This window comes from Bradyrhizobium sp. in8p8, assembly GCF_000426845.1.
Lineage (GTDB): Bacteria > Pseudomonadota > Alphaproteobacteria > Rhizobiales > Xanthobacteraceae > Bradyrhizobium > Bradyrhizobium japonicum_C.
This window is the reverse complement of record NZ_AUGD01000009.1, coordinates 235,528-255,151: the sequence shown is the minus strand read 5'-3', so window position 1 is coordinate 255,151 and position 19,624 is coordinate 235,528. Positions and strand designations below refer to the sequence as shown.

Sequence of the window (19,624 nt, the reverse complement as noted above, 5' to 3'; positions counted from 1 at the left end):
CTTTTGTTGGCGAGTTAAGAACGGGTGAGACCGGCTTCGGTCCAGGCGACGATGCTGCGGGCATCCATCGCGCCGGAATGGCGGGCGATCTCGCGGCCGCCGCGCATCAGCAGCAGGGTGGGGATGCCGCTGATGTTGAGGCGCGAGGACAATGAGGGGGCGTTGTCGGAGTTGAGCTTCAACAGCCGGACTTTCGGCTCCAGCTGCTGCGCGGCCCGTTCGAACATCGGCGCCATGGCGCGGCACGGGCCGCACCATGGTGCCCAGACATCGACCAGCACGGGAATGTCGTTGTTGGCGACGTGTCGGCTGAAGGCTTCCTCGTCCACCTCGACCGGATGGCCGGTGAACATCGGCTGGTGACAGGCGCCGCAACGCGCACCTTGCGGCGCGCGTTCGGCGGGCAGACGGTTGATGCGCCCGCAACTGCCGCAGACGATCTGGCGTGTCGTGCTCATGTGCCGGTTCGGACCTCCTTGAGCTTGGCGATGTTCAGCTTGTCGAGAACGAAGCGCTCGTAGAACGGCTCGCTCTCGCCGCGCCGCATCTTGCGCAGGAAGTATTTCTCGAAAGCGACCTTGGCGAGGTGCACCCATTCGCCCTTGGACGACCAGTTGACGTTTCGCGGCGGGATCTGCGGCTGCGCCAGGAACGCGACACCGGAGTCGCCGAAGTCGGCGAGGCAGATCGCGTTCCAGGTCGGCTGGGCTGTCGGCGCCTTGCCCCGAAGCAGGGCACCGATGTTCATCGCAGTCGCCGTCACCATGGATTCGATCATGAAGCCGGTCTTTGGGACGCCGACCGGCACCGGTGTCGCGCCGACTGGTGCGATCGCGACGCAGACACCGACCGCGAAGACGTTGGGGTAGGTGGGATTCTGCTGATGCTTGTCGACGATGACGAAGCCGCGCGGGTTGGTCAGTTTTTCGATACCGCGCACTGCTTCGACGCCGCGAAAGGCGGGCAGCATCATCGAATAAGCGAAAGGCAGCTCGTGGGCCTTGCGAGACGTGCCGTCGTCGGCGAACTCTTCCACCGACATCAAGCCGGGCGCGACGTTGTCGACGCGGGCGTTGGTGATCCACTTGATGTGCTTCTCGCGCATCTCGCTTTCCAGAAGCCCTTTGGTGTCTCCGACGCCGTCGAGGCCGAGATGTCCGATATACGGCTCCGAAGTGACGAACGTCATCGGAACCCGGTCGCGCAATTTTCGCCGGCGCAGCTCAGTTTCCAGAATGAAGAGGAATTCGTAGGCTGGCCCGAAACAGGAGGCGCCCTGCACGGCGCCGATCACGACCGGTCCGGGATTCGCCGCAAGCTTCTCGAAGGCTTCACGGGCATGTGCGGCATGATCGACGTGGCAGATCGACTGAGTATGGCCTTGCGGACCCAGACCCGGAATCTCGTCGAAAGCCAATTCGGGACCGGTTGCGACGACCAGATAGTCATAGTTGATCGACGTGCCGTCGCCGAGCTCGACACTGTTCTCGGTCGGGTGGACGCGCCTTGCGCCCTGCGTCAGCAGTCGCACGCCCTTGCGTTTCATGATGTCCGCGAGGTCGATCTCGATCTCCTCACGCTTGCGCCAGCCGACTGCGACCCAGGGGTTCGATGGGACGAAATGATAGACGGACCCTTGCGCGATGACGCTAAGGCGATCTTCCTTCCTCAACTGTGGCAGCAATTCATAGGCCATCAGCGTTCCGCTCAGACCGGCTCCGATTACGACAACTTCCGCCATGGGTTTCCTCCGTTGGACCAAGCTGCTCCGCCAATTCGGTTCCGGCTGTCGTGCAGCGCTTGACTATATATTCGTATTTTCATATATACGCAAGTATGAAGATGAATGCTGAAATCATGGAGCGGGCTGCGGATCAGGCGAGCGAGTTGCTGAAGGCGCTCGCCAACCGGCATCGCCTGCTCCTCATCTGCCAGTTGATCGATGGCGAACGCTCGGTCGGCGAGCTCGCCGAGTTCCTGAACTTGCGGGACTCCACAGTCTCCCAACATCTTGCGCTCCTTCGCAAGGATGGCCTGGTGTCCGCCCGGCGTGAGGCCCAGACGATCTTCTATTCGATCGCGAGCGAGCCGGCGCGCAAGGTGCTGAAGACGCTCTTTCAGGCATTTTGCGCGCCGAAGTCCGCAAGGACCAGATGAAATCTAGAAGAGTTCGAGTGAGGGCGCCTTGAGCAGGATCAACACGCCCCCTTCCGAAGCAGATGAAATGAGCTGTGTGTAGCAGCGTGATGGTGCTTGGATCATGATACGGAACTATCCCATGCGATGTCTGGCGAGATCATTGGGCTTGCTGGCAGCCTTCGCGGCCATCGGGCTGCCTGCAACACTGGCGAGTGCGGCCGAAACGCTCGTGGTCACGCAGCAATCGATCGCCGACGAAAAGGCCGTATTCGCCACGGTCGAAAGCGTCAGCGTGGTGCCAGCGCGCGGACGCATCGGCGGCACGGTTGTCCAGCTCAAGGTCAGGGAGGGCGATCGCGTTGCCGCTGGTCAGGCGATCGCCACGATCGGCGACGAAAAGCTCGTGCTGCAAATGAAATCGCTCGACGCCCAGATCGAGGCGCTGCAGGCACAGGCGAACCAGGCGCAGCTCGACTTCAGCCGGACCGAAGGTTTGGTCGAGCGTGGTATTCTGCCGCGGATCAAGCTCGACGAGCAGCGAACTGCGCTGAACGTCGCCGAGAACGGCCTCCGGGCCAAGACCGCTGAACGTGCGGTGATCAACGAGCAACTCAACCAGGGCCAGGTGCTTGCGCCGGCGGATGGTCGCGTGCTGAAGCGGCTGATCACGGTGGGATCCGTCGTGCTCGCGGGTGATCCCATCGTCACCGTCGCCCAGCAGAATTTCAAGCTGCGGCTCCGCGTGCCCGAACGGCATGCGCGCTTCCTCAAGGCGGGGGATCGGATCCGCGTCGACGGCGCGGAGTTCGTCGGAGAGGTCGCCAAGTCCGGAGTCATTGATCTCGTTTATCCTCAGATCGAGGAGGGGCGCGTCATTGCGGATGCGACTGTCGAGGGCCTCGGTGAATATTTCGTCGGTGACCGCTTGCGGGTCTGGATCTCCGGCGGCACGCGAGCAGCGTTCGTCATTCCCTCCAGCTATGTGACGACGCGATTCGGCATCGATTATGTTCAGCTTCAGAAGGATAAAGGAACGATAGACGTGCCGGTGCAGCGTGGTCGCGAATTGCCGACGCCGGCGCTTCCCGACGGACTCGAGATCCTGTCCGGCATTTCTGCCGGCGACCAGTTGGTGCTGCCATGAATCTCGGACTGTCAGGACGGTTGACCAGAGCGACGATCGCATCCCCGCTGACGCCGCTGTTTCTGCTCGCGTCGCTCGTCGTGGGGCTGATCGCGGTGGTGATCATTCCCCGTGAGGAGGAGCCGCAGATCAGCGTTCCCATGGTGGACATCCGTGTCAATGCCGACGGCCTGCGCGGACCGGACGCCGTGGAGCTTGTGAGCAAGCCATTGGAATCGATCGTTAAGGGCATCGACGGCGTCGAGCACGTGTATAGCCAGACTGAGGACGACCGCGTCATGGTGACCGCGCGCTTCCTGGTCGGCACCAAGTTCGAAGATGCCATCCTGCGGGTGCACGAGAAGATCCGCGCCAATATGGATCGCATTCCCGTCGGCATCCCGGAGCCGCTGATCGTAGGACGAGGTATCAATGACGTCGCGGTGACGGTGTTGACGCTGTCGCCGAATCCGGAGGCGGCCAGCCGCTGGACCGACAAGGATCTCTACGAGCTCGCCGACAAACTGCGCTCGGAGTTGATGAAGGTCGACGACATCGGCCTGACCTACATATCGGGCGGGGCGGCGCAGCAGATCCGGGTCGAGCCCGATCCGGAGAAGCTGTCGCTGTTCGGCATCACGCTTCAGCAACTCGTCGCCAAGGTCAAGGATGCCAACCGCTCGTTCCTGGCGGGACAGGTCCGCGATGCCGGCACCGTGCGGAGCGTCGCGGCGGGCCAGACGCTCTCCGGCATTCCCGACATCGGACTATTGCTCATCACGAGCCGCGACGGCCGGCCGGTCTACGTCAAGGACGTCGCCTCCGTCGTCGTTGGCCCGAGCACGATTGAGCATCGCGTCTGGACGGAATCGCGCGATACCGCCGGACAGTGGGCGCGGACGCCCGCCGTCAGCCTGGCGCTGGCCAAGCGGGCCGGCGCCAATGCCGTCGTCGTATCCGAGAATATCGCCCACCGGCTGCAGGAATTGAAGGCCCGCCTCATTCCCGAGGATGTCCAGGTGACCGTGACGCGCGACTATGGCGAGACGGCCAACGAGAAGGCAAACGAGCTGTTGTTCCACCTTGCCCTTGCGACGATCTCGATCGTCGTCCTGATCGCGATCGCGATCGGCTGGCGCGAGGCGCTGGTGACCTTCGTCGTGATTCCCACGACGATCCTGCTCACGATGTTCGCCGCCAATTTGATGGGCTACACCATCAACCGCGTCAGCCTGTTCGCGCTGATCTTCTCGATCGGCATTCTCGTCGACGACGCCATCGTCGTCGTCGAGAACATCGCGCGCCACTGGGCCATGCGTGATGGCCGACCGCGCTTGCAGGCGACCATCGAGGCGGTGGCCGAGGTCGGCAACCCCACCATCGTTGCGACGTTGACCGTAGTCGCGGCGCTGTTGCCCATGCTGTTCGTGTCGGGGCTGATGGGGCCCTATATGGCCCCGATCCCGGCCAACGCGTCGGCCGCCATGCTGTTCTCGTTCTTCGTCGCGATGGTGGTCGCGCCCTGGCTGATGCTCAAGCTCGCGCCGAAAGGCGATACGGCTCCGGCGCATGCGGAGCACGATGAGGGCCGGCTCGGCCGGCTGTACCGGCGCTTCGCCGCACCGATCGTGCGGAGCAAGCGGTCGGCCTGGCTGTTCCTGCTCGGTGTCGGCATCGCGACGCTGTTGTCGATGACGCTTTTTGCGACCAAGTCGGTGACGGTCAAGCTGCTGCCGTTCGACAACAAGTCCGAGATTGCGGTGGTCGTCGACCTGCCGGAAGGGGCAAGTCTGGAGGCGACCGAGCGTACGCTGTTCGGCGCTGCAGAGATCGCGCGGCAACTGCCTGAGGTGACCTCGGTGCAATCCTATGCCGGCACCCCGGCTCCCTTCAATTTCAACGGCCTGGTGCGGCACTATTACTTGCGGGAGAGGCCCGAGCTCGGCGAGGTGCAGGTCAATTTGGCGCCGCGCGGCGAGCGCAAGCGTGCGAGCCACGAAATCGCGCTCGAGCTGCGCGAGAAGCTGAAGGCGCTCGGTCCGCCCCCGGGCACCAGCATCAAGGTGGTCGAAGTGCCCCCCGGGCCGCCGGTTCTTTCGACGCTGCTCGCCGAGGTCTACGGTCCGGATGCGACCACGCGCCGGGCAGTCACGGCCGAGCTCAAGAAGATTTTCGCCGAAGTGCCGTTCATCGTCGATATCGATGATTCCATCGGCGAGAAGCGGCCGCGACTGCGGCTCTCGATCGACCAGGACAGGCTCGAGTTCTTCGGCGTCGAGCAGCGCGATGTCTACGACACGATCCAGACGCTCTTCGGCGGCACCTCGATCGGCTACTCGCATCGAGGCGAGGACCGCAACCCGATCGAGATCGCCGTGCGCCTCGGGAAGCGCGATCTGGTCTGGGACGAGGCTCTCGCCTCAACGCCGGTGCCGGCCAATACGTTGCCCGGCAGCAAGACGGTGGTCGAACTCGGTCAGGTCGTGAAGGCGACCGTGGAGGAGGGCTCGCCCACGATCTTCCGCCGCGACGGCCGCTTCGCCGACATGGTGATGGCCGAGCTCGCCGGACGCTTCGAGGCTCCGCTTTACGGCATGCTCGCGGTTGCCGATCGCGTCGAAGCGCATGATTGGGGCAAGCTGCCGAAGCCCGCGATCAGCCTGCACGGCCAGCCGTCTGACGAGTCGCGTCCGACCCTGCTATGGGACGGCGAATGGGAAATCACCTGGGTGACTTTCCGCGACATGGGCGCGGCCTTCGGTGCAGCGATCCTCGGCATCTATGTGCTGGTCGTGGCCCAGTTCAGGAGCTTCCGCCTGCCGCTCGTGATCCTGACGCCGATTCCGCTGACGCTGATCGGCATCCTGATCGGGCACTGGCTCCTGGGGGCGCCGTTCACCGCCACCTCGATGATCGGCTTCATAGCGCTGGCCGGCATCATCGTCCGCAATTCGATTCTGCTGGTGGACTTCATCCGGCATAGCGGCGCCGGGGGCAAATCGCTCCGTGACGTCGTGCTGGAGGCGGGAGCAGTCCGCTTCAAGCCGATCCTGCTGACTGCGCTTGCGGCCATGATCGGGGCGGCAACCATCCTGCTCGATCCGATTTTTCAGGGATTGGCGATCTCGCTCCTGTTCGGGCTTGCGTCGTCAACGCTGCTCACCGTGCTGGTGATTCCCGCGATCTACATCGCCTTGCGTGCGCCGCGCGAGGCTCCGACCACAGCCAAATCCAGCTAACGAGGATCCGATGGACAAGAACTACGTCGACATCACCCGGAACATCTCGGCCAATCTGAAGAAGCTGCGGAGCGACATTCCCGACACCATGAAAGGATTTGCCGCGCTGGCCCAGGCCGCCACGCGTGACGGCGCGCTCGACAAGAAGACCAAGGAGCTCATCGCCCTGGCGCTCGGTGTCGCCGCACACTGCGACGGCTGCATCGGCTTTCACACCGAGGCGCTCGTCAAGCTGGGCGCAACGCGCGAAGAGATCGAGGAGACGCTCGGCATGACCGTCTATATGGGTGGCGGGCCGTCTTTGATGTACGCTGCGGATGCCATTGCGGCCTACGAGCAGTTCCAGCAGCAATCAGCCGCTCTATAACGGCGGTCATAGGAACGGGACCGGCCGAGTCGTCTCGTCCGGTCCCGCCTATCAATCCGTCATTGATTTACCAGCGGTCGCCGGCGCCCACACCGACGCTGACGCCAGGGGCGCGAATGCCCACGCCGGCGCGCGGCCCGTCATGCCGGTGGCGATGATACGTCCGCCGCTCATAATAGCGGTCGCGCGGCATGTAGTTATAGGAGTCGCGCACGATCACGCGCGAACCGCTGCGCTTGCGATAGCAGCGACCGTCGTCATCACAGACCATCCGCACTTGCTGGACAAGATCCGGATTGGTGTACTCGCTGATTGTATAGATATCGGAAGCCTTCGCACTCGACGCGGCTGCCAAAGCACCGACGCCAGCCAACAGCGCAATCGTAAACGTCCTCATCGTGTCCTCCTCCGAGACTGCCCTCCGCGGTAACAAGAAGAGGAAGCAGTGATCGTTCCCGGCCGCGCTGCTTGTTTTTCCCGGAACCGCAACGCGCTGCAGAACGGGTTCCTAGATCGGCTCGTAAGTCTCCGTGCCGCAGATGTCGTCGGCTTCCGCCCGCCGGCGGTCCACGACCTTTCCGCCATTGATGGACACCAGGTAGGTCTGGGCGCCGAGCGGCGCGCCCGTCGCGGAGGTGAGCTGTGCGCGGACGCATGCCGTCCAGCCGAGTCCTCGCAGCTCACGATGGGGTGGGGCGACGTGCACCTCGCGCGGATAGGACGTTGGGAGAAAGACGACGTCGATCTGCTCGCGCACCACGCGCTTGACGTCGGGTGGCGTTTCGGGCGGCGGCTGCTCGGGCTCCTTCATGCGCATGAACTCAGGCACCGGTGCGCGGCTGTCGGCAAAGCCGCAGGCCCCGAGTGCGAGCGCTCCGGCGAACAGCGCCGCATGAGCAATAATCCGTAACATCCGTGAGGATCCCCTGCGGGCCAACAGATAGGCACGAACGCGATCCGGCGAAGTCCCGGCCGATCAAGATTTGCTGAGGCCAGGAACGCGCGGCGTTTGCTATTCCGCGATCGCGGGCTAGTTTGTACCCCACACGAGGGGGATTGCATCGATGAGGATTTTGGTCATAGCGGCAGCGGCGCTGGCGCTGGCGCTCGCGCTGGCGGCTGGATCGGCGGAGGCGCAAGGCCGGCGCCAGCCCAATGACGGAGCCAAGCCCGCGGACCATGCACCCAAGGTCGACGAAAAGGCTTACAAGGCCGCGCTCGAACGCATCCCCGAGCCCAAGGATAAATACGATCCGTGGGGCGGCGCCCGGCCAAGCGACCCCGCCAAGAAATCGAGATAGAGCGAGGCGGCCGTTGCGAGCGCGTCAGCTTTTCGCGGCTCCATTCGCTGCGTTCGTATTGTTTGCAGCCTCGCCATGCTTCGCCTGGCAGAGCTGGGGCGGCGACGTCGGCGGCTCGCGCTTCTCGTCGTTGCGACAGATCACGCCGGACAATGTCGGTCAGCTCGTCCGCGCTTTCGAATATCGCACCGGCGATCTCACCGCGCGCCCGCCCGAGGTGGTGCGGCGAACCAAATTCCAGGCGACGCCGCTGTTCGTCGAGGACAGCCTCATCTTCTGCTCGCCCTTCAACGAGGTGATCGCGCTCGATCCCGGAACAGGGGTACAGAAATGGCGCTTCGATCCGAAGATCGCGGTCAACCAGCGTCCGGCCAATCGCCATGTCTGCCGCGGCGTCACTTATTGGGTCGATGACACGGCGCCCCCGGAGGCCGCCTGCCGCTCGCGCATCTTCATGGGCACCAACGACGTTCGCCTGATCGCGCTCGACGCGAAGACTGGAATTCCCTGTGCCGATTTCGGCAACGGCGGTGAGGTCAAACTCGAGATCGGCATGCCGCTGGATTGGCCTGGTGAATTCCAGGTCACTTCGCCGCCAGCGGTTGGCCGCGGTGTGGTCGTGGTCGGCTCCGCGATCGGCGACAATCGCCGCGTCGATGCGCCGAGCGGCATGGTGCGTGCGTTCGACGCGCGCAATGGCCAGCCACGCTGGACCTTCGACCCGCTCAAGCGCGACGGCATCGAAGCCGGTCACGCCAACGTCTGGGCGCCGATGTCAGTCGATGACGCGCGCGGACTCGTCTTCCTGCCGACCTCGTCGCCATCGCCGGACTTCTGGGGCGGCAAGCGGCCTGGCAGCAACGAGCACGCCAATTCGGTGGTCGCATTGCGCATCGCGACCGGCGAACTCGTATGGGCCTTCCAGACGGTGCATCACGATGTTTGGGACTATGATCTGGCCGCGCAGCCGACGCTCACGCGTATCGATACCGGCGAAGGGCAGCGCGATGTCGTGATCCAGCCGACCAAGCAGGGCTTTGTCTTCGTGCTCGATCGTGACACCGGAAAGCCGGTGTGGCCGGTCGAGGAACGCCCGGTGCCGCAGGGCGGCGCTGAAGGAGAGGCGCTGTCCCCGACGCAGCCATTCCCGACACATGTGCCGGCACTGACATCGCAGACGATCTCGCCCGATGATGCGCTATCTCTGATGCCCGGCATCGGCCGTTCGTCTTGCGAACGTCAGTTCGCGGAAGCACGCAATGAGGGCCTGTTCACGCCGCCCTCAAGGCAAGGCACTCTGGTGTTTCCGTTCACCGGTGGCGGGGTGAACTGGGGCAGCGCGGCCTTCGACCCGGTCAACCAGATCCTTTATGCCAACACCAGTCGCGCCGTTCACCTCATCAAGCTGATCCCGCGCGCCGAGGCGGCCGGTTTCAATCCGCCGCCCGGTCACGATTTCGGCCAGCAGCGTGGCGCGCCGTTCGCGATGTCGCGTGCGTTGGTGACGTCGCCGCTTGGGCTGCTCTGCAACAAGCCGCCATGGGGTGAGATGGTCGCGGTCGATGTTCGGGCAGGAAAAATCCTCTGGCGGGCGACGGTCGGCACCACCGAGGATCTGGCCCCGCTCGGCGTGCCGTTGCCCTGGGGCGCGCCGCTCGTCAACGGGCTTGCTGTCACGGCCGGCGGTCTCGTCTTCACCGGAGCGATGGACGCTTATTTGCGTGCCTTCGACGGGCGCAGCGGCAAGGAGCTGTGGCAGGGTCGGCTGCCGGTGCCCGGTGTTGCCAATCCCATGACCTATCTCTGGAAGGGCGAGCAATATGTTGCGATCGGCGCCGGCGGCCACTCCGAGGCAGGTACCTCGATCGGCGACAGCTTGGTGGCGTTCCGCCTGGCGCGGCCGGGCGAGGGGCCGACATTATGGTCGCGTACCATCGATCGTCCTGGTGGACGCTTCCTCGCGGCATCCTCGGTGATCGGGATCGGGATCGTCGTGCTCGCGATCGCAAGCCTGCGCTGGCGTCGCCGCGGCAAGCAATCGTGATCGTGGTGTGCATGCGATGCGAACGCTCGTTTACATCACGCGACTATTGCACAAAGGCGAGGCCGATGCGCCTGTCGTTGCGCCAAACCGTGCGGCAATGCCGTACGAAACCGTCGCGCACGATCGCAAGCGTGAACGATGGCGGCAGCATGACGGAGGCGTCGAGGTCGATCGCCGCGCCGTCCGCCGACATGTTTCGCACCGTGCAAGAGATGCCGCTGTTTTCGAAGGTGATCGTTCCACCCTTGAAAACACGGTGACGTTGTGCTGAACGCTTCTCGATCATCCGCGTCGATCCATGTTGATGAGTGTGAAGTAGTGCATGGAAATTGCGTTCAACTAAATTCAAAACTGGCGCTACTTGCACAAGCCTTCAGACTTTGTTTACGACGTTGAAGCGGAGAGCCGCTTCGCGAACCTGCCTGCGAGCCCTTTTTTATGGCGTCACACGCCGATGGAGATACTGATGAAAATTTTGCTTTCGATCTTGTTCGCTGCAGCGTTCTCGCTGTCATCGATGCCCGCCCACGCGGTCAAGTGGGACCTCGCGACCATGAGCTGCAAGCAGTTCCTCGAAAGCGGTGAAGACAACATCCAGGTCGTGCTGACCTGGATGGACGGCTGGTACAAGGGCGACGAGGACAACGCGATCATCGACACCGACGAGTTCATCGACAACGCCAAGAAGTTCGGCGCCTATTGCGCAAAGAATCCGAACGCCAGCATCGTCACCGCGGCCGACGAGATCCTCGGCAAGTAAGATCGCCGCCGCGACGATGCCAAGCGCGGCCGCGATCGCGTTTCCCATCCCGACATGAGTGCATCGAGAGCCGCGCTGCGCTTGCCGGCGGCTCTCTTCTTTTCAGGTTGCGTTTCACCCCGGCAGCATCGCGAATGCGCTCGACACCATCGCGACCGGCTTGCTGTCGGCAGCCGAGAGCAGCGTCACGCGGCCGAAGCTCATGGTGCGCCCGAGCCGCACCACGCGCGCATCCGCAAGCACATCGGACGAGGAGACCGCGCGCATGAAATGCGTGGTCTGGTCGACCGTGGTCATCGGGCGGTAGCCGCGATTGGCAGCGAGGATCGCGATCACCATGGCGGTGTCGGCAAGCGCCATCAGGGCCTGACCGCAGACCACGCCGCCGTGCCGGCACAGCCGCTCCGAGAACGGCATGCGCAGCAGCGCGCCTGGCTGCCAGTCCGGGAGGTCCGCCGGCTGCGCATGCTCGATGCGCTCGACGGCGAGGTTGAGGTCCTGGACCCAGGGCGCAAAAACCTCGCCGAGGATGCGTCGGGCGTCTGCGATGCCGAACTCGGCCTGTGGCTGCATTTGCATTGCTGTTGCGCTCTCCCGTGTTGCCGGATGTTTCGCCTCATTGTGCGCTCATCGCCGCGGCAAAGTCACCCGGCTTGCGCCGGTCCCCTCGGCTTGAAAATGCCCGAGTTGGCCCGGTATGATGCCTTGCTTGGGTACGGGTGGAAGATGTTGCGTCGGTGTGTCCTCGTCTTTTGCATGGCCGCGCTCGGTTTCGCGCTGGGCGGGTGCACCAAATGCGGGCCGGTGTGGGACGATTGGCTGCATGCGCCCAAATCGTGCAGATCGGATCGGCTCTAGCGGCACACGTTGCCTTGAGCGGCCCCTTGGACGCAGCCGGGCCGAAGCAAGGATGACACGGGCGGGGCGGTCCGCGCCTCATGGATGATCAAGGAGTGGATGATGAAGCTTTTCCGTTTGGCCGCGGTGCTGGCCGTGTTGGCGGGACCGGCCTACGCGCAAATGCCCAATCTCAATTTGCTGCAGGATGCCCCGAGCAAGACCCCGGAGGAAAAGGCCGCCGAAGCCGAGCGTGACAGGGCCTACAAGGAAACGCTGAAGAAGATCCCGGATTCCAAGGGATCGAACGATCCCTGGGGCGGCATGCGCTCCGATCCGCCGAAGCAGCCGGCGCCGAAAGCCTCGGCCGCAACCAGCGCGCCGAAGAAGACAAAGAGCGGCACGGCTGCCAACTGACCGCGAAACCCGTTCGGAGGGCGCAACGCCCCTTCGGACAGGACTCCTCTTCGTTCGGCCCGCGCCTACATTTGGTTGAGCGTATTGCGTCGAGGAGTAGCGGAAGATGGCCGATCGGCCGCGGGATCTCGCCGAGCGGATGGCGCGCCGGCGCAAGCTGGTGGGCAAGCCGGGCCAGGTGGTCGGCGACGGCTATCTGCGCGAGACCTTCACGCTGCCGCGCGCAGCGGCGCGGGAAAGGGCGCAGGCCTTCTTCGCCCGCTACCCCAAGGCCGGCTATATGAGCGCCGTCGAGACTTGGCGCGAGCTGCCCGGCGGCGACATCGAGTTCACCATGCGGCGGCTGCCCAGCGCGGATTGACCGAGGCTTGATCCGAAGGCGAGCCTCCGCTCGAACTCCGTGGTTCTCCGACCATGAACAAAGTTCCTGAACATCGCACGGGCTGCTTGCGGAACCGTTGAACTCTGAGGAGGTTCCGGCCAAGGTTCCAGATCGCTCCACACGGCATGTGCCTTGCTTCTCTGATGGCGGCACGCAACCATGGACGTCCCATGCTCGGCATTCCCCGCCGTTATTCACATTTCGTCTTTGGCATCATCCAGTCCGGATTGACCTCGCTGATCGCGGCGGGGATCGCCAGCTTTCCCGCGGCCAGCCCGATGAGCTTCGTTCGGCACTGGATGGTGTCGTGGCTGATCGCATGGGCGACGATGCTGCCGATCGTGCTGCTGGCGGCACCCGCGATTCGCGCCTTCTCGCTACGCCTGACGCAGGGGGAGCGGGATCCGCGGGTCGGCCGGGAGGCATGAAAAAAGTCTCGCCTGGGAGCGCCAAGCGTGGCCGAGAGTCATTGGAGGCTGGGGTGCTGGGCTGCAACACCTGAGCGGAGCTACTCTGGCTGGCTCGGCTGACGACAGCCTGACGCGTCTACCCGCGCGACGGCTGGCGTAATCCGCCGAGGTCGCGATCGAAGGGCCGCAGACTGGCCCCGCACCCGTCCCAATTTCGACATCCGCTCGCGCCACTGCGGACATACCCGTCGGCAAGATCTGATCCGTCGGCAGTGCCATGGGGGAAACGTGGCGCGCCGAGAACGGGGTGGCGTCATGGATAACGTAGAGCGGTCATTCGCCGCCGCGACGGCGGTTGGCTTCGTGGTGCTGGTGATCGGCCTGGTGCTGCTGGCGGTGCTGTAGCGGGTGCGCGACCGGGCCGGAGTTCGTGCCTTCCGATGGCAGGCGTAGTCACATCCTGTCTGTCAAAACTGCAAAACAACCCCATGCACAGTAGGCCGCCCGCAATTGCTTGGTCCACCAATGGCTTGATCTTGGTGTTTAGATACCCCAAGCCTTCGTTACGCGCCTCAAGGGCGATGGCCAGTTCCGAAGCCGGTCCTTGCTTCTCAGTGAATCCTGACCTCGTTCAGGGGAAGGTGGAGCTCGGCGGCACGCTCCTGGCGATCCTTCCTGCGGAACTCGTTCTCCTGTCGCTCGAACTTCGCCATCTCCTCGTGCGCCGCCTCGAGCAGCTGATGGCGCCACATGGCAGCGCCGTGCGTGGTTTCCGTCATGGTCATGGTCCCCAGAGTTGCGGTCCATGACCAGAGAAGGCCGGAGACCGCGAAAAGGTTCGGTGCCGTCGGATCGGAATTCTGACGGCATCTCGTCCGCGCGCCGTTGAGGCGCATCAAACATGGAGGGAGGCCGATCGCCCGAAATCCGGGTACTGTCCTAGTTAGGACACTCGCAGAGGGGAATTAGGACACTGGCTAGTCGCTCGGCCGATAATTGCTGCCAAGGATGGTGGCCCACCATGGGGACCAAGGATGCGCCGGGACTGAGTATTGCCTTTTGAGAGCCGTATCCAAGGATTCTTCCCAGCAGAACTGGAAAGTTTCATCCGTGAAATCGACGGAAACCGTCTTCCCGCGTGCATTTTTCCAGAGCTGCGTGCGCGGACGCGACGAATCGTCTGGCAGTTGCGTAAAGCCAGCGTCACCAAGCCGCTTGTAAGCCATTGAGGCTACAACGGTATTTGGTTTGGGCGGGATGACCGGCGTGGACATCCCGCAATATTCTTACGAAGGACAGAGTTCCGCAACCAGATTTGAGCCGTTTCCTCGGCTCAATTCGTGGATTTTCACTCTTTTGTTGTGCTTGTGGTTCTCGACTGCTTCGCATTCGGCTTTCACGAATGCTTCGAGCGGTCCAACGATGGCAGACTTCATCGAGTCAATACCACCCTCTTGATCCTTCGGGTTGAGCATGACCGAAAAACCGGGCAGATCAGGGCTGGTGACGAGCGCATATCCGCCCTCACGCTCAGAGAGGTCGATACGAATTCTTTTATGACCGCTCATGACGGCCAAAAGCCGCGAAATAAAGCCCATGACACAAAGCCTCAATAGCCAAGCGAGCCTATCGCCCGCGAGTGCCTCTTGAGGATATAGAAAGTAAATGGATTCGTCAATGCTTGGGCTTGACTCTTTCACACTTATGTGGTTATCGCGCCAACCCTAGTTTAGACTCTTGTGCATCGTTGACAGCCACTGTTGGTTGAGTCAACGCCGAATCGGGCCCATCTGCCTCACAAAATGAATTCTCAAGTCAAAACCGGAGTTTCCCCCGGTTTCATCACCTAGTATGGTAAATTAATCCTTACCACCCTCAATTACCCGGAAGTTGCGCTTCACCCGGACCGGTTTGTTCGGCTCCAGCGGCAGCACCGCGTCAATCAGATCCCCTATCGTCCAGACCCGGTCCGCAACGCCGATCGCCACCGCTGGCGTGGTCCGCAGGGACTCATGGACGCGGCAGAAGTTGTAGTGGGCTACGTACAGGCTGACCGCCGCAGCGTGGTTGGTGAGTTTCTTTGAAAAGCCGTTGGTGAGGCGGGCAAACCGCTTCTGCGTCATCCGCAGCGTGAGGTTCTGGCGCTCAACGTAGCTGGTCGAGATTTTGACCGGGAAGCCGCTTACTACCTCGCGCTCTACTGCGATTACCTCAGCCGGGCTGTAGCGGCGCGCGGCGTCTTTTACAGCCAGGTTGGTTACGCTGTACGTCTTTACGATCACGCCATGATGCGCCTTGCCCCGAAAGGCATCGCGGATGGCGTTCTGATACGGCAGGAAGCCATCGGTGCTGATCTCCGGCTCTCCAAGCACGCGCTCGCGCAAGTCCTGCGTAAACAGGTCCGTATTCTCGCTGTCGCGCTTGCCGGTGCGGTAGCTGATGATCGCGCGGCTGGCAGAGCCAAGCGCAACGAACGTGTACTGATCGCCCTTATGGCCGATCTCATGGCGCTCAACGCGCTTCTGCTTCTTGCCGACGTAGCCCCAAATCTCGTCAAGCTCGATGCGGCCGACGCGGACGCCAACCATCATGCGGTCGTGCAGCTCGGCACAGCCACGGCCGATGCGCTCGCCAAGGCGCATGATGGTGTCGCGGTGAATGCCGGTCAGGCGCTCAGTGGCGCGGATGCTCTGGCCTTCAGTGAGGCAGGAAACAACAAGTATCTGTTGGTCGCGGGACAGGACGTTCATGAGGGCGCAATCCTCTGTAGGATTGGCCCCGGGGACTCTAGAAAAGCCGCTCTGCAAAGCGTATATTCTAGCTTGGTCGCCGGCCCGGGGCGCAATCTCGGGTGGGTGACTAGGGATCGCTGAGGCTGCAACCACGGCGGTCCCGCTAAACTCGATGAAGGCTCAGGGAGCCGGATTCGGACCGGCATCTCCACACTTGTAGGGGCGGGTGTCCTACCATTAGACGATCCCTGAAGCTTGAAGCCGATTGCGAGGCCGCTTTTCCCTGATTGAACCCCGGGAAGGCGGCCTTTCCTTTTCTGCGCCCCCTAGCTCGGCTAGCGCGTCGGGGGCTCAAACCCTCCTAGTCATAGACATCTCCGGGGGCCGCCATCGGCCCGCAGAAGCAATAGAGCATATAAAAATTGCTTCTGCAACTCTTATTGCTAAAATTTCTTAGGGGTGATAAGTTGTTTTTCGAGGCGAGGATTGCTTGCGTCTTCGCTAATCGATTACTTATATACAACCATTTGGAGGGTGATCGCTATGACGCGTGTGCAAAGTCCAGGGTATCCCAATATCAGCCTTTCGAAGGCTATTGCACGGGTCCGGGCCATCCATACGGCCGACCGGCGCAATCCTATCGACCGTGAGGTAGCCGCGAAGCATATGGGATACTCCGGCCAAAGCGGCGCTTCGGACAAAATGCTAGCCAGTCTTGCTCATTATGGGCTTCTGGAAAAGGCGGGCAAGGGGCAAACCCGGGTTTCCCAGCTCGCGGTGGATATCCTCCATCCGGAATCCTCGGAAGGATATAAGGCGGCTCTCAAGGAAGCGGCCTATTCGCCGAGCATCTTCGAAGAAATCCGAGATCGGTTCACAGATGGTCACCCTTCCGAACAAGCCCTTCGGTCGTGGCTCACGCGCGAGAACTTCATAAACAGTGCGATCGGCCCTGTGACTGAAGCCTACATGGAAAACTGCCGCTTCCTAGAGCAAGAGGGAGCATTCGAAAGTCGTGGCCCTTCTAATCAACAGGGGCGAGAATTGGCCGCGTCGGGTGAGGAGCGGGACGAGCGCCCTTCATTTGGCGGGGCCTCGGTCGGCGATCTCATTCAATGGGAGTCCGGCGGTGCGCTTCAATTTGAAACTCCGAAGCGCGTCCGTTTCGTCTCAGAAGACGGAAATTGGGTCGGCGTCGAGGGAAGCCAAACGGGTATCCCAATGAATGAAGTCATCGTTGAGCAGAAGGGTTCGCCACCGCCGCCATTCATACCGATGGAGAAGCCGGGTGCTGCGCTTAGCCCGGGCGAAAGCGAATGGATGCGTAACAAGGTCGGCAAGGACACAAACGTCCGGCTGCTGGTCGAAGGTGAAATGGGGCCGAAAGAAATCGGCAAGCTCATCAAGCTGCTTCAAGCTCAGAAGGCAGTCTTGGAAGACGACGACGAAGAGGAAGAGACCGCCAACTGAGGCGGCGGCCTTACTTTTGCCAAATGCAAAGAGCGAATGTTCGTTGCGGCCCCTGAATGATAATTGAAATCGCAGGGGGGCTCCATTAGTCGGCATCGGGTTGGGCCAGCGGCCCCAAACCTTTCATCAAGCCCCAAGAGGGCCGGACTGGGAAACTCAAGCCGTCGCAGGATGGGCCACACTGGCACCAAATTATTCACATGGCGAATTTGTCACTCGCCATTGCCTGACAAGCACGAGACCCCCGGCGCCGGGGGTCTTTGCTTTTGGGGTCTCTAAAACGAATTAGGACACCCGCAAAATCAACTTAGGACACTGAGGGTTAAATACGGACAGTACCGAAATCCGCAAAAGAACATATTGCGAACATAGAACAGATAGGGTACATTGCCTTTATCGCCGAGCTGCCTCGCAATCGTTTGTCCCTCACGCGAATCCTCGCCATAAGGAGCACGACCCAATGTCCGCAACTGCCCTGCGTATCGTCGAAGGATCTTCCATGGACAAGAGTAAAGCTCTGGCCGCCGCGCTCTCTCAGATCGAGCGGCAGTTCGGCAAGGGCTCGGTGATGAAGCTGGGCAAGAACGACCGGTCCATGGACATCGAGGCGGTGTCCTCCGGCTCCCTCGGGCTTGATATCGCGCTCGGCATCGGCGGCCTGCCCAAGGGGCGTGTCGTCGAGATCTACGGGCCGGAATCGTCGGGCAAGACGACGCTGGCGCTGCATACGGTGGCGGAGGCGCAGAAGAAGGGCGGCATTTGCGCCTTCATCGACGCCGAGCACGCGCTCGACCCGGTCTATGCCCGCAAGCTGGGCGTCAACATCGACGAGCTGCTGATCTCGCAGCCCGACACCGGCGAGCAGGCGCTGGAGATCTGCGACACCTTGGTGCGCTCCGGTGCCGTCGACGTTCTCGTGGTCGATTCGGTCGCGGCGCTGGTGCCGAAGGCCGAGCTCGAGGGCGAGATGGGCGACGCGCTGCCGGGCCTGCAGGCCCGCTTGATGAGCCAGGCGCTACGCAAGCTCACGGCCTCCATCAACAAGTCCAACACGATGGTGATCTTCATCAACCAGATCCGCATGAAGATCGGCGTGATGTACGGCTCGCCTGAAACGACCACCGGCGGCAATGCGCTGAAATTCTACGCCTCAGTCCGCCTCGACATCCGCCGCATCGGCGCGATCAAGGAGCGTGACGAGGTGGTCGGCAACACCACGCGCGTCAAGGTGGTGAAGAACAAGCTGGCGCCGCCCTTCAAGCAGATCGAGTTCGACATCATGTACGGCGAGGGCGTCTCCAAGATGGGTGAGATCCTCGATCTCGGCGTCAAGGCCGGCATCGTCGAGAAGTCCGGCGCCTGGTTCTCCTATGACAGCCAGCGCCTCGGTCAGGGCCGCGAGAACGCCAAGGCGTTCTTGAAGGGCAATCCCGACATCACCGCCAAGATCGAGACCGCGATCCGCCAGAACTCCGGCCTGATCGCCGAGCAGATCCTGGCCGGTACGCCCGAGCGTGACGCCGACGGCGAGGAGCCGGCGGAAGAGTAAGCCCCGACCAGCGAAGAGTTTTCGCGAGGAACGGGCGCTGAGGACGTTGAGTTGCCGACGTCATCGGCGCCCGTTTCGTTTGCGTTGCGTTGATCAGGTGGTGCGATGAAGCGGCTGATCTTGACCGGCTGCGGTGGCGGGAGTGATCTCGCTCGATCGGGGTTGGCCGAGATCGTCATCCCGTTCCATTTGAGTGGGGACCGCTCCCGCCGGCGGAAAAGCTCTCGGCTTATTTGGCCGCCTACACCGCAGACCTTGGCCCGGCTGATCATTGGTCGGATTGGGTCCGCTGGCCACGGGGCGCCAAGGGTCGCAAATTATCGCTGGCCGAGTTTTGCGAGCCGTACGACGAGATCGAATTCTGGTTCGGAGCGAATCCCCGCGACCAGCTGCAATTGGTCTGGTTGCTCGATCACCTCGGCAGTTTTCCTGTGCTGGCACAGAAGTTCGGGGTGCGTTTGCTGGACTCCGACCTGTTTTTCGCCCCCGATGATGATTTTGCCAAGACTCATATTCCTGTCGTGAACGTTGCTGCGGAGGAGTTCGAGACTGGCACGGCGGTGTGGTCGGCCTATCGCGCGCCGACGCCTGAGGCTTGCATGGACTTGCTTCCGTGCGATCTGAGTGCATTGCTGATGCTGCGGCCGGCTTTGCTCAATCTGCTGGCGGAACTGCCGTCACCCTCAACAGACTTGGTGCACAGGACTTGGTGCGAACCGAGATGCGATTTCTGGAGATGCTTGCGAGAGGGTTTGCCAACACGAATGGCGTAGCGTGGGCAGGGGCGTGTAGCGCCGCGCCCACCATTATTCAACGCACAGAGGTGGTGAGCTTGCGCTCTGCCCACCCTACGA

23 protein-coding genes are annotated in these 19,624 nt (G+C 62.4%); 13 read left to right on the top strand and 10 right to left on the bottom strand.

Annotated features, from left to right (window positions below):
- Nucleotides 1-14: 14 nt before the first annotated feature.
- Complete coding sequence (trxC, locus tag K408_RS0123375) at nucleotides 15-458, bottom strand: thioredoxin TrxC (protein WP_024340924.1); 444 nt, start codon at nucleotides 456-458, stop codon at nucleotides 15-17.
- Nucleotides 455-1,741, bottom strand: a complete 1,287-nt coding sequence (locus K408_RS0123370; RefSeq protein ID WP_024340923.1) for an NAD(P)/FAD-dependent oxidoreductase — start codon at nucleotides 1,739-1,741, stop codon at nucleotides 455-457. The genes trxC and K408_RS0123370 overlap by 4 nt, the downstream gene beginning before the upstream one ends.
- Nucleotides 1,742-1,836: 95 nt before the next feature.
- On the opposite strand from K408_RS0123370, the gene K408_RS0123365 reads away from it, so the two are divergent.
- From K408_RS0123365 to K408_RS0123350, 4 genes are all read left to right on the top strand, one after another.
- Nucleotides 1,837-2,157: an ArsR/SmtB family transcription factor gene (locus K408_RS0123365; RefSeq protein WP_028145971.1), complete on the top strand. Its 321-nt coding sequence runs from the start codon at nucleotides 1,837-1,839 to the stop codon at nucleotides 2,155-2,157.
- 121 nt (nucleotides 2,158-2,278) lie between these two features.
- On the top strand, nucleotides 2,279-3,283 hold the full coding sequence (locus tag K408_RS0123360; RefSeq protein ID WP_029674269.1) for an efflux RND transporter periplasmic adaptor subunit: 1,005 nt from the start codon (nucleotides 2,279-2,281) through the stop codon (nucleotides 3,281-3,283).
- The gene (locus K408_RS0123355) at nucleotides 3,280-6,501 is read left to right on the top strand and encodes an efflux RND transporter permease subunit (protein WP_024340920.1); all 3,222 of its coding nucleotides are present in this window, start codon (nucleotides 3,280-3,282) and stop codon (nucleotides 6,499-6,501) included. The genes K408_RS0123360 and K408_RS0123355 overlap by 4 nt, the downstream gene beginning before the upstream one ends.
- Nucleotides 6,502-6,511: 10 nt before the next feature.
- Nucleotides 6,512-6,868 (top strand): carboxymuconolactone decarboxylase family protein, encoded by a 357-nt coding sequence (locus K408_RS0123350; protein ID WP_024340919.1) that lies wholly within the window; start codon nucleotides 6,512-6,514, stop codon nucleotides 6,866-6,868.
- A 67-nt stretch (nucleotides 6,869-6,935) separates the two neighbouring features.
- Here the strand turns inward: K408_RS0123350 and K408_RS0123345 are convergent, their stop codons facing one another.
- Nucleotides 6,936-7,265, bottom strand: a complete 330-nt coding sequence (locus K408_RS0123345; protein ID WP_024340918.1) for a hypothetical protein — start codon at nucleotides 7,263-7,265, stop codon at nucleotides 6,936-6,938.
- 111 nt (nucleotides 7,266-7,376) lie between these two features.
- Nucleotides 7,377-7,781 (bottom strand): hypothetical protein, encoded by a 405-nt coding sequence (locus K408_RS0123340; protein ID WP_024340917.1) that lies wholly within the window; start codon nucleotides 7,779-7,781, stop codon nucleotides 7,377-7,379.
- A 151-nt stretch (nucleotides 7,782-7,932) separates the two neighbouring features.
- Between K408_RS0123340 and K408_RS0123335 the strand changes: the two genes are divergently transcribed.
- Both K408_RS0123335 and K408_RS0123330 read left to right on the top strand, forming a co-directional pair.
- The gene (locus K408_RS0123335) at nucleotides 7,933-8,169 is read left to right on the top strand and encodes a hypothetical protein (protein ID WP_024340916.1); all 237 of its coding nucleotides are present in this window, start codon (nucleotides 7,933-7,935) and stop codon (nucleotides 8,167-8,169) included.
- A gap of 13 nt (nucleotides 8,170-8,182) precedes the next feature.
- Complete coding sequence (locus K408_RS0123330; protein ID WP_024340915.1) at nucleotides 8,183-10,213, top strand: pyrroloquinoline quinone-dependent dehydrogenase; 2,031 nt, start codon at nucleotides 8,183-8,185, stop codon at nucleotides 10,211-10,213.
- Nucleotides 10,214-10,256: 43 nt separating this feature from the next.
- On the opposite strand, the gene K408_RS0123325 is transcribed toward K408_RS0123330, so the two are convergent.
- Nucleotides 10,257-10,499 carry a PilZ domain-containing protein gene (locus K408_RS0123325; RefSeq protein ID WP_024340914.1) on the bottom strand — a complete coding sequence of 81 codons (243 nt, stop codon included), beginning with the start codon at nucleotides 10,497-10,499 and terminating at the stop codon, nucleotides 10,257-10,259.
- Between the two features lie 180 nt (nucleotides 10,500-10,679).
- On the opposite strand from K408_RS0123325, the gene K408_RS0123320 reads away from it, so the two are divergent.
- Nucleotides 10,680-10,973, top strand: a complete 294-nt coding sequence (locus K408_RS0123320; RefSeq protein WP_024340913.1) for an HdeA family protein — start codon at nucleotides 10,680-10,682, stop codon at nucleotides 10,971-10,973.
- 114 nt (nucleotides 10,974-11,087) lie between these two features.
- Here the strand turns inward: K408_RS0123320 and K408_RS0123315 are convergent, their stop codons facing one another.
- Nucleotides 11,088-11,552, bottom strand: a complete 465-nt coding sequence (locus K408_RS0123315; protein WP_024340912.1) for a PaaI family thioesterase — start codon at nucleotides 11,550-11,552, stop codon at nucleotides 11,088-11,090.
- A 381-nt stretch (nucleotides 11,553-11,933) separates the two neighbouring features.
- Here K408_RS0123315 and K408_RS0123310 point away from each other — a divergent pair, with 381 nt between their 5' ends.
- From K408_RS0123310 to K408_RS0123300, 3 genes are all read left to right on the top strand, one after another.
- Complete coding sequence (locus K408_RS0123310; RefSeq protein ID WP_024340911.1) at nucleotides 11,934-12,227, top strand: hypothetical protein; 294 nt, start codon at nucleotides 11,934-11,936, stop codon at nucleotides 12,225-12,227.
- Between the two features lie 106 nt (nucleotides 12,228-12,333).
- Complete coding sequence (locus K408_RS0123305) at nucleotides 12,334-12,588, top strand: hypothetical protein (RefSeq protein ID WP_024340910.1); 255 nt, start codon at nucleotides 12,334-12,336, stop codon at nucleotides 12,586-12,588.
- Nucleotides 12,589-12,779: 191 nt separating this feature from the next.
- Nucleotides 12,780-13,037 carry a DUF2798 domain-containing protein gene (locus K408_RS0123300; RefSeq protein WP_024340909.1) on the top strand — a complete coding sequence of 86 codons (258 nt, stop codon included), beginning with the start codon at nucleotides 12,780-12,782 and terminating at the stop codon, nucleotides 13,035-13,037.
- 593 nt (nucleotides 13,038-13,630) lie between these two features.
- On the opposite strand, the gene K408_RS42855 is transcribed toward K408_RS0123300, so the two are convergent.
- The 4 genes from K408_RS42855 to K408_RS38495 all read right to left on the bottom strand — a co-directional run bounded on the left by K408_RS42855 (nucleotide 13,631) and on the right by K408_RS38495 (nucleotide 15,769).
- Nucleotides 13,631-13,798: a hypothetical protein gene (locus tag K408_RS42855; protein ID WP_035698441.1), complete on the bottom strand. Its 168-nt coding sequence runs from the start codon at nucleotides 13,796-13,798 to the stop codon at nucleotides 13,631-13,633.
- A gap of 198 nt (nucleotides 13,799-13,996) precedes the next feature.
- Entirely contained in the window at nucleotides 13,997-14,293 is a 297-nt protein-coding gene (locus K408_RS42225) for a hypothetical protein (protein ID WP_155251392.1), read from the bottom strand.
- Between the two features lie 12 nt (nucleotides 14,294-14,305).
- Complete coding sequence (locus tag K408_RS0123285; protein WP_024340908.1) at nucleotides 14,306-14,617, bottom strand: hypothetical protein; 312 nt, start codon at nucleotides 14,615-14,617, stop codon at nucleotides 14,306-14,308.
- Between the two features lie 261 nt (nucleotides 14,618-14,878).
- On the bottom strand, nucleotides 14,879-15,769 hold the full coding sequence (locus tag K408_RS38495) for a hypothetical protein (RefSeq protein WP_024340907.1): 891 nt from the start codon (nucleotides 15,767-15,769) through the stop codon (nucleotides 14,879-14,881).
- Between the two features lie 525 nt (nucleotides 15,770-16,294).
- Between K408_RS38495 and K408_RS0123270 the strand changes: the two genes are divergently transcribed.
- The 3 genes from K408_RS0123270 to K408_RS38490 all read left to right on the top strand — a co-directional run bounded on the left by K408_RS0123270 (nucleotide 16,295) and on the right by K408_RS38490 (nucleotide 19,543).
- Nucleotides 16,295-17,221 carry a hypothetical protein gene (locus tag K408_RS0123270; RefSeq protein WP_024340906.1) on the top strand — a complete coding sequence of 309 codons (927 nt, stop codon included), beginning with the start codon at nucleotides 16,295-16,297 and terminating at the stop codon, nucleotides 17,219-17,221.
- A gap of 460 nt (nucleotides 17,222-17,681) precedes the next feature.
- Entirely contained in the window at nucleotides 17,682-18,770 is a 1,089-nt protein-coding gene (gene recA, locus K408_RS0123265; RefSeq protein WP_024340905.1) for a recombinase RecA, read from the top strand.
- Nucleotides 18,771-19,003: 233 nt separating this feature from the next.
- Complete coding sequence (locus K408_RS38490) at nucleotides 19,004-19,543, top strand: hypothetical protein (RefSeq protein WP_051160695.1); 540 nt, start codon at nucleotides 19,004-19,006, stop codon at nucleotides 19,541-19,543.
- The last annotated feature ends 81 nt before the right edge of the window (nucleotides 19,544-19,624 follow it).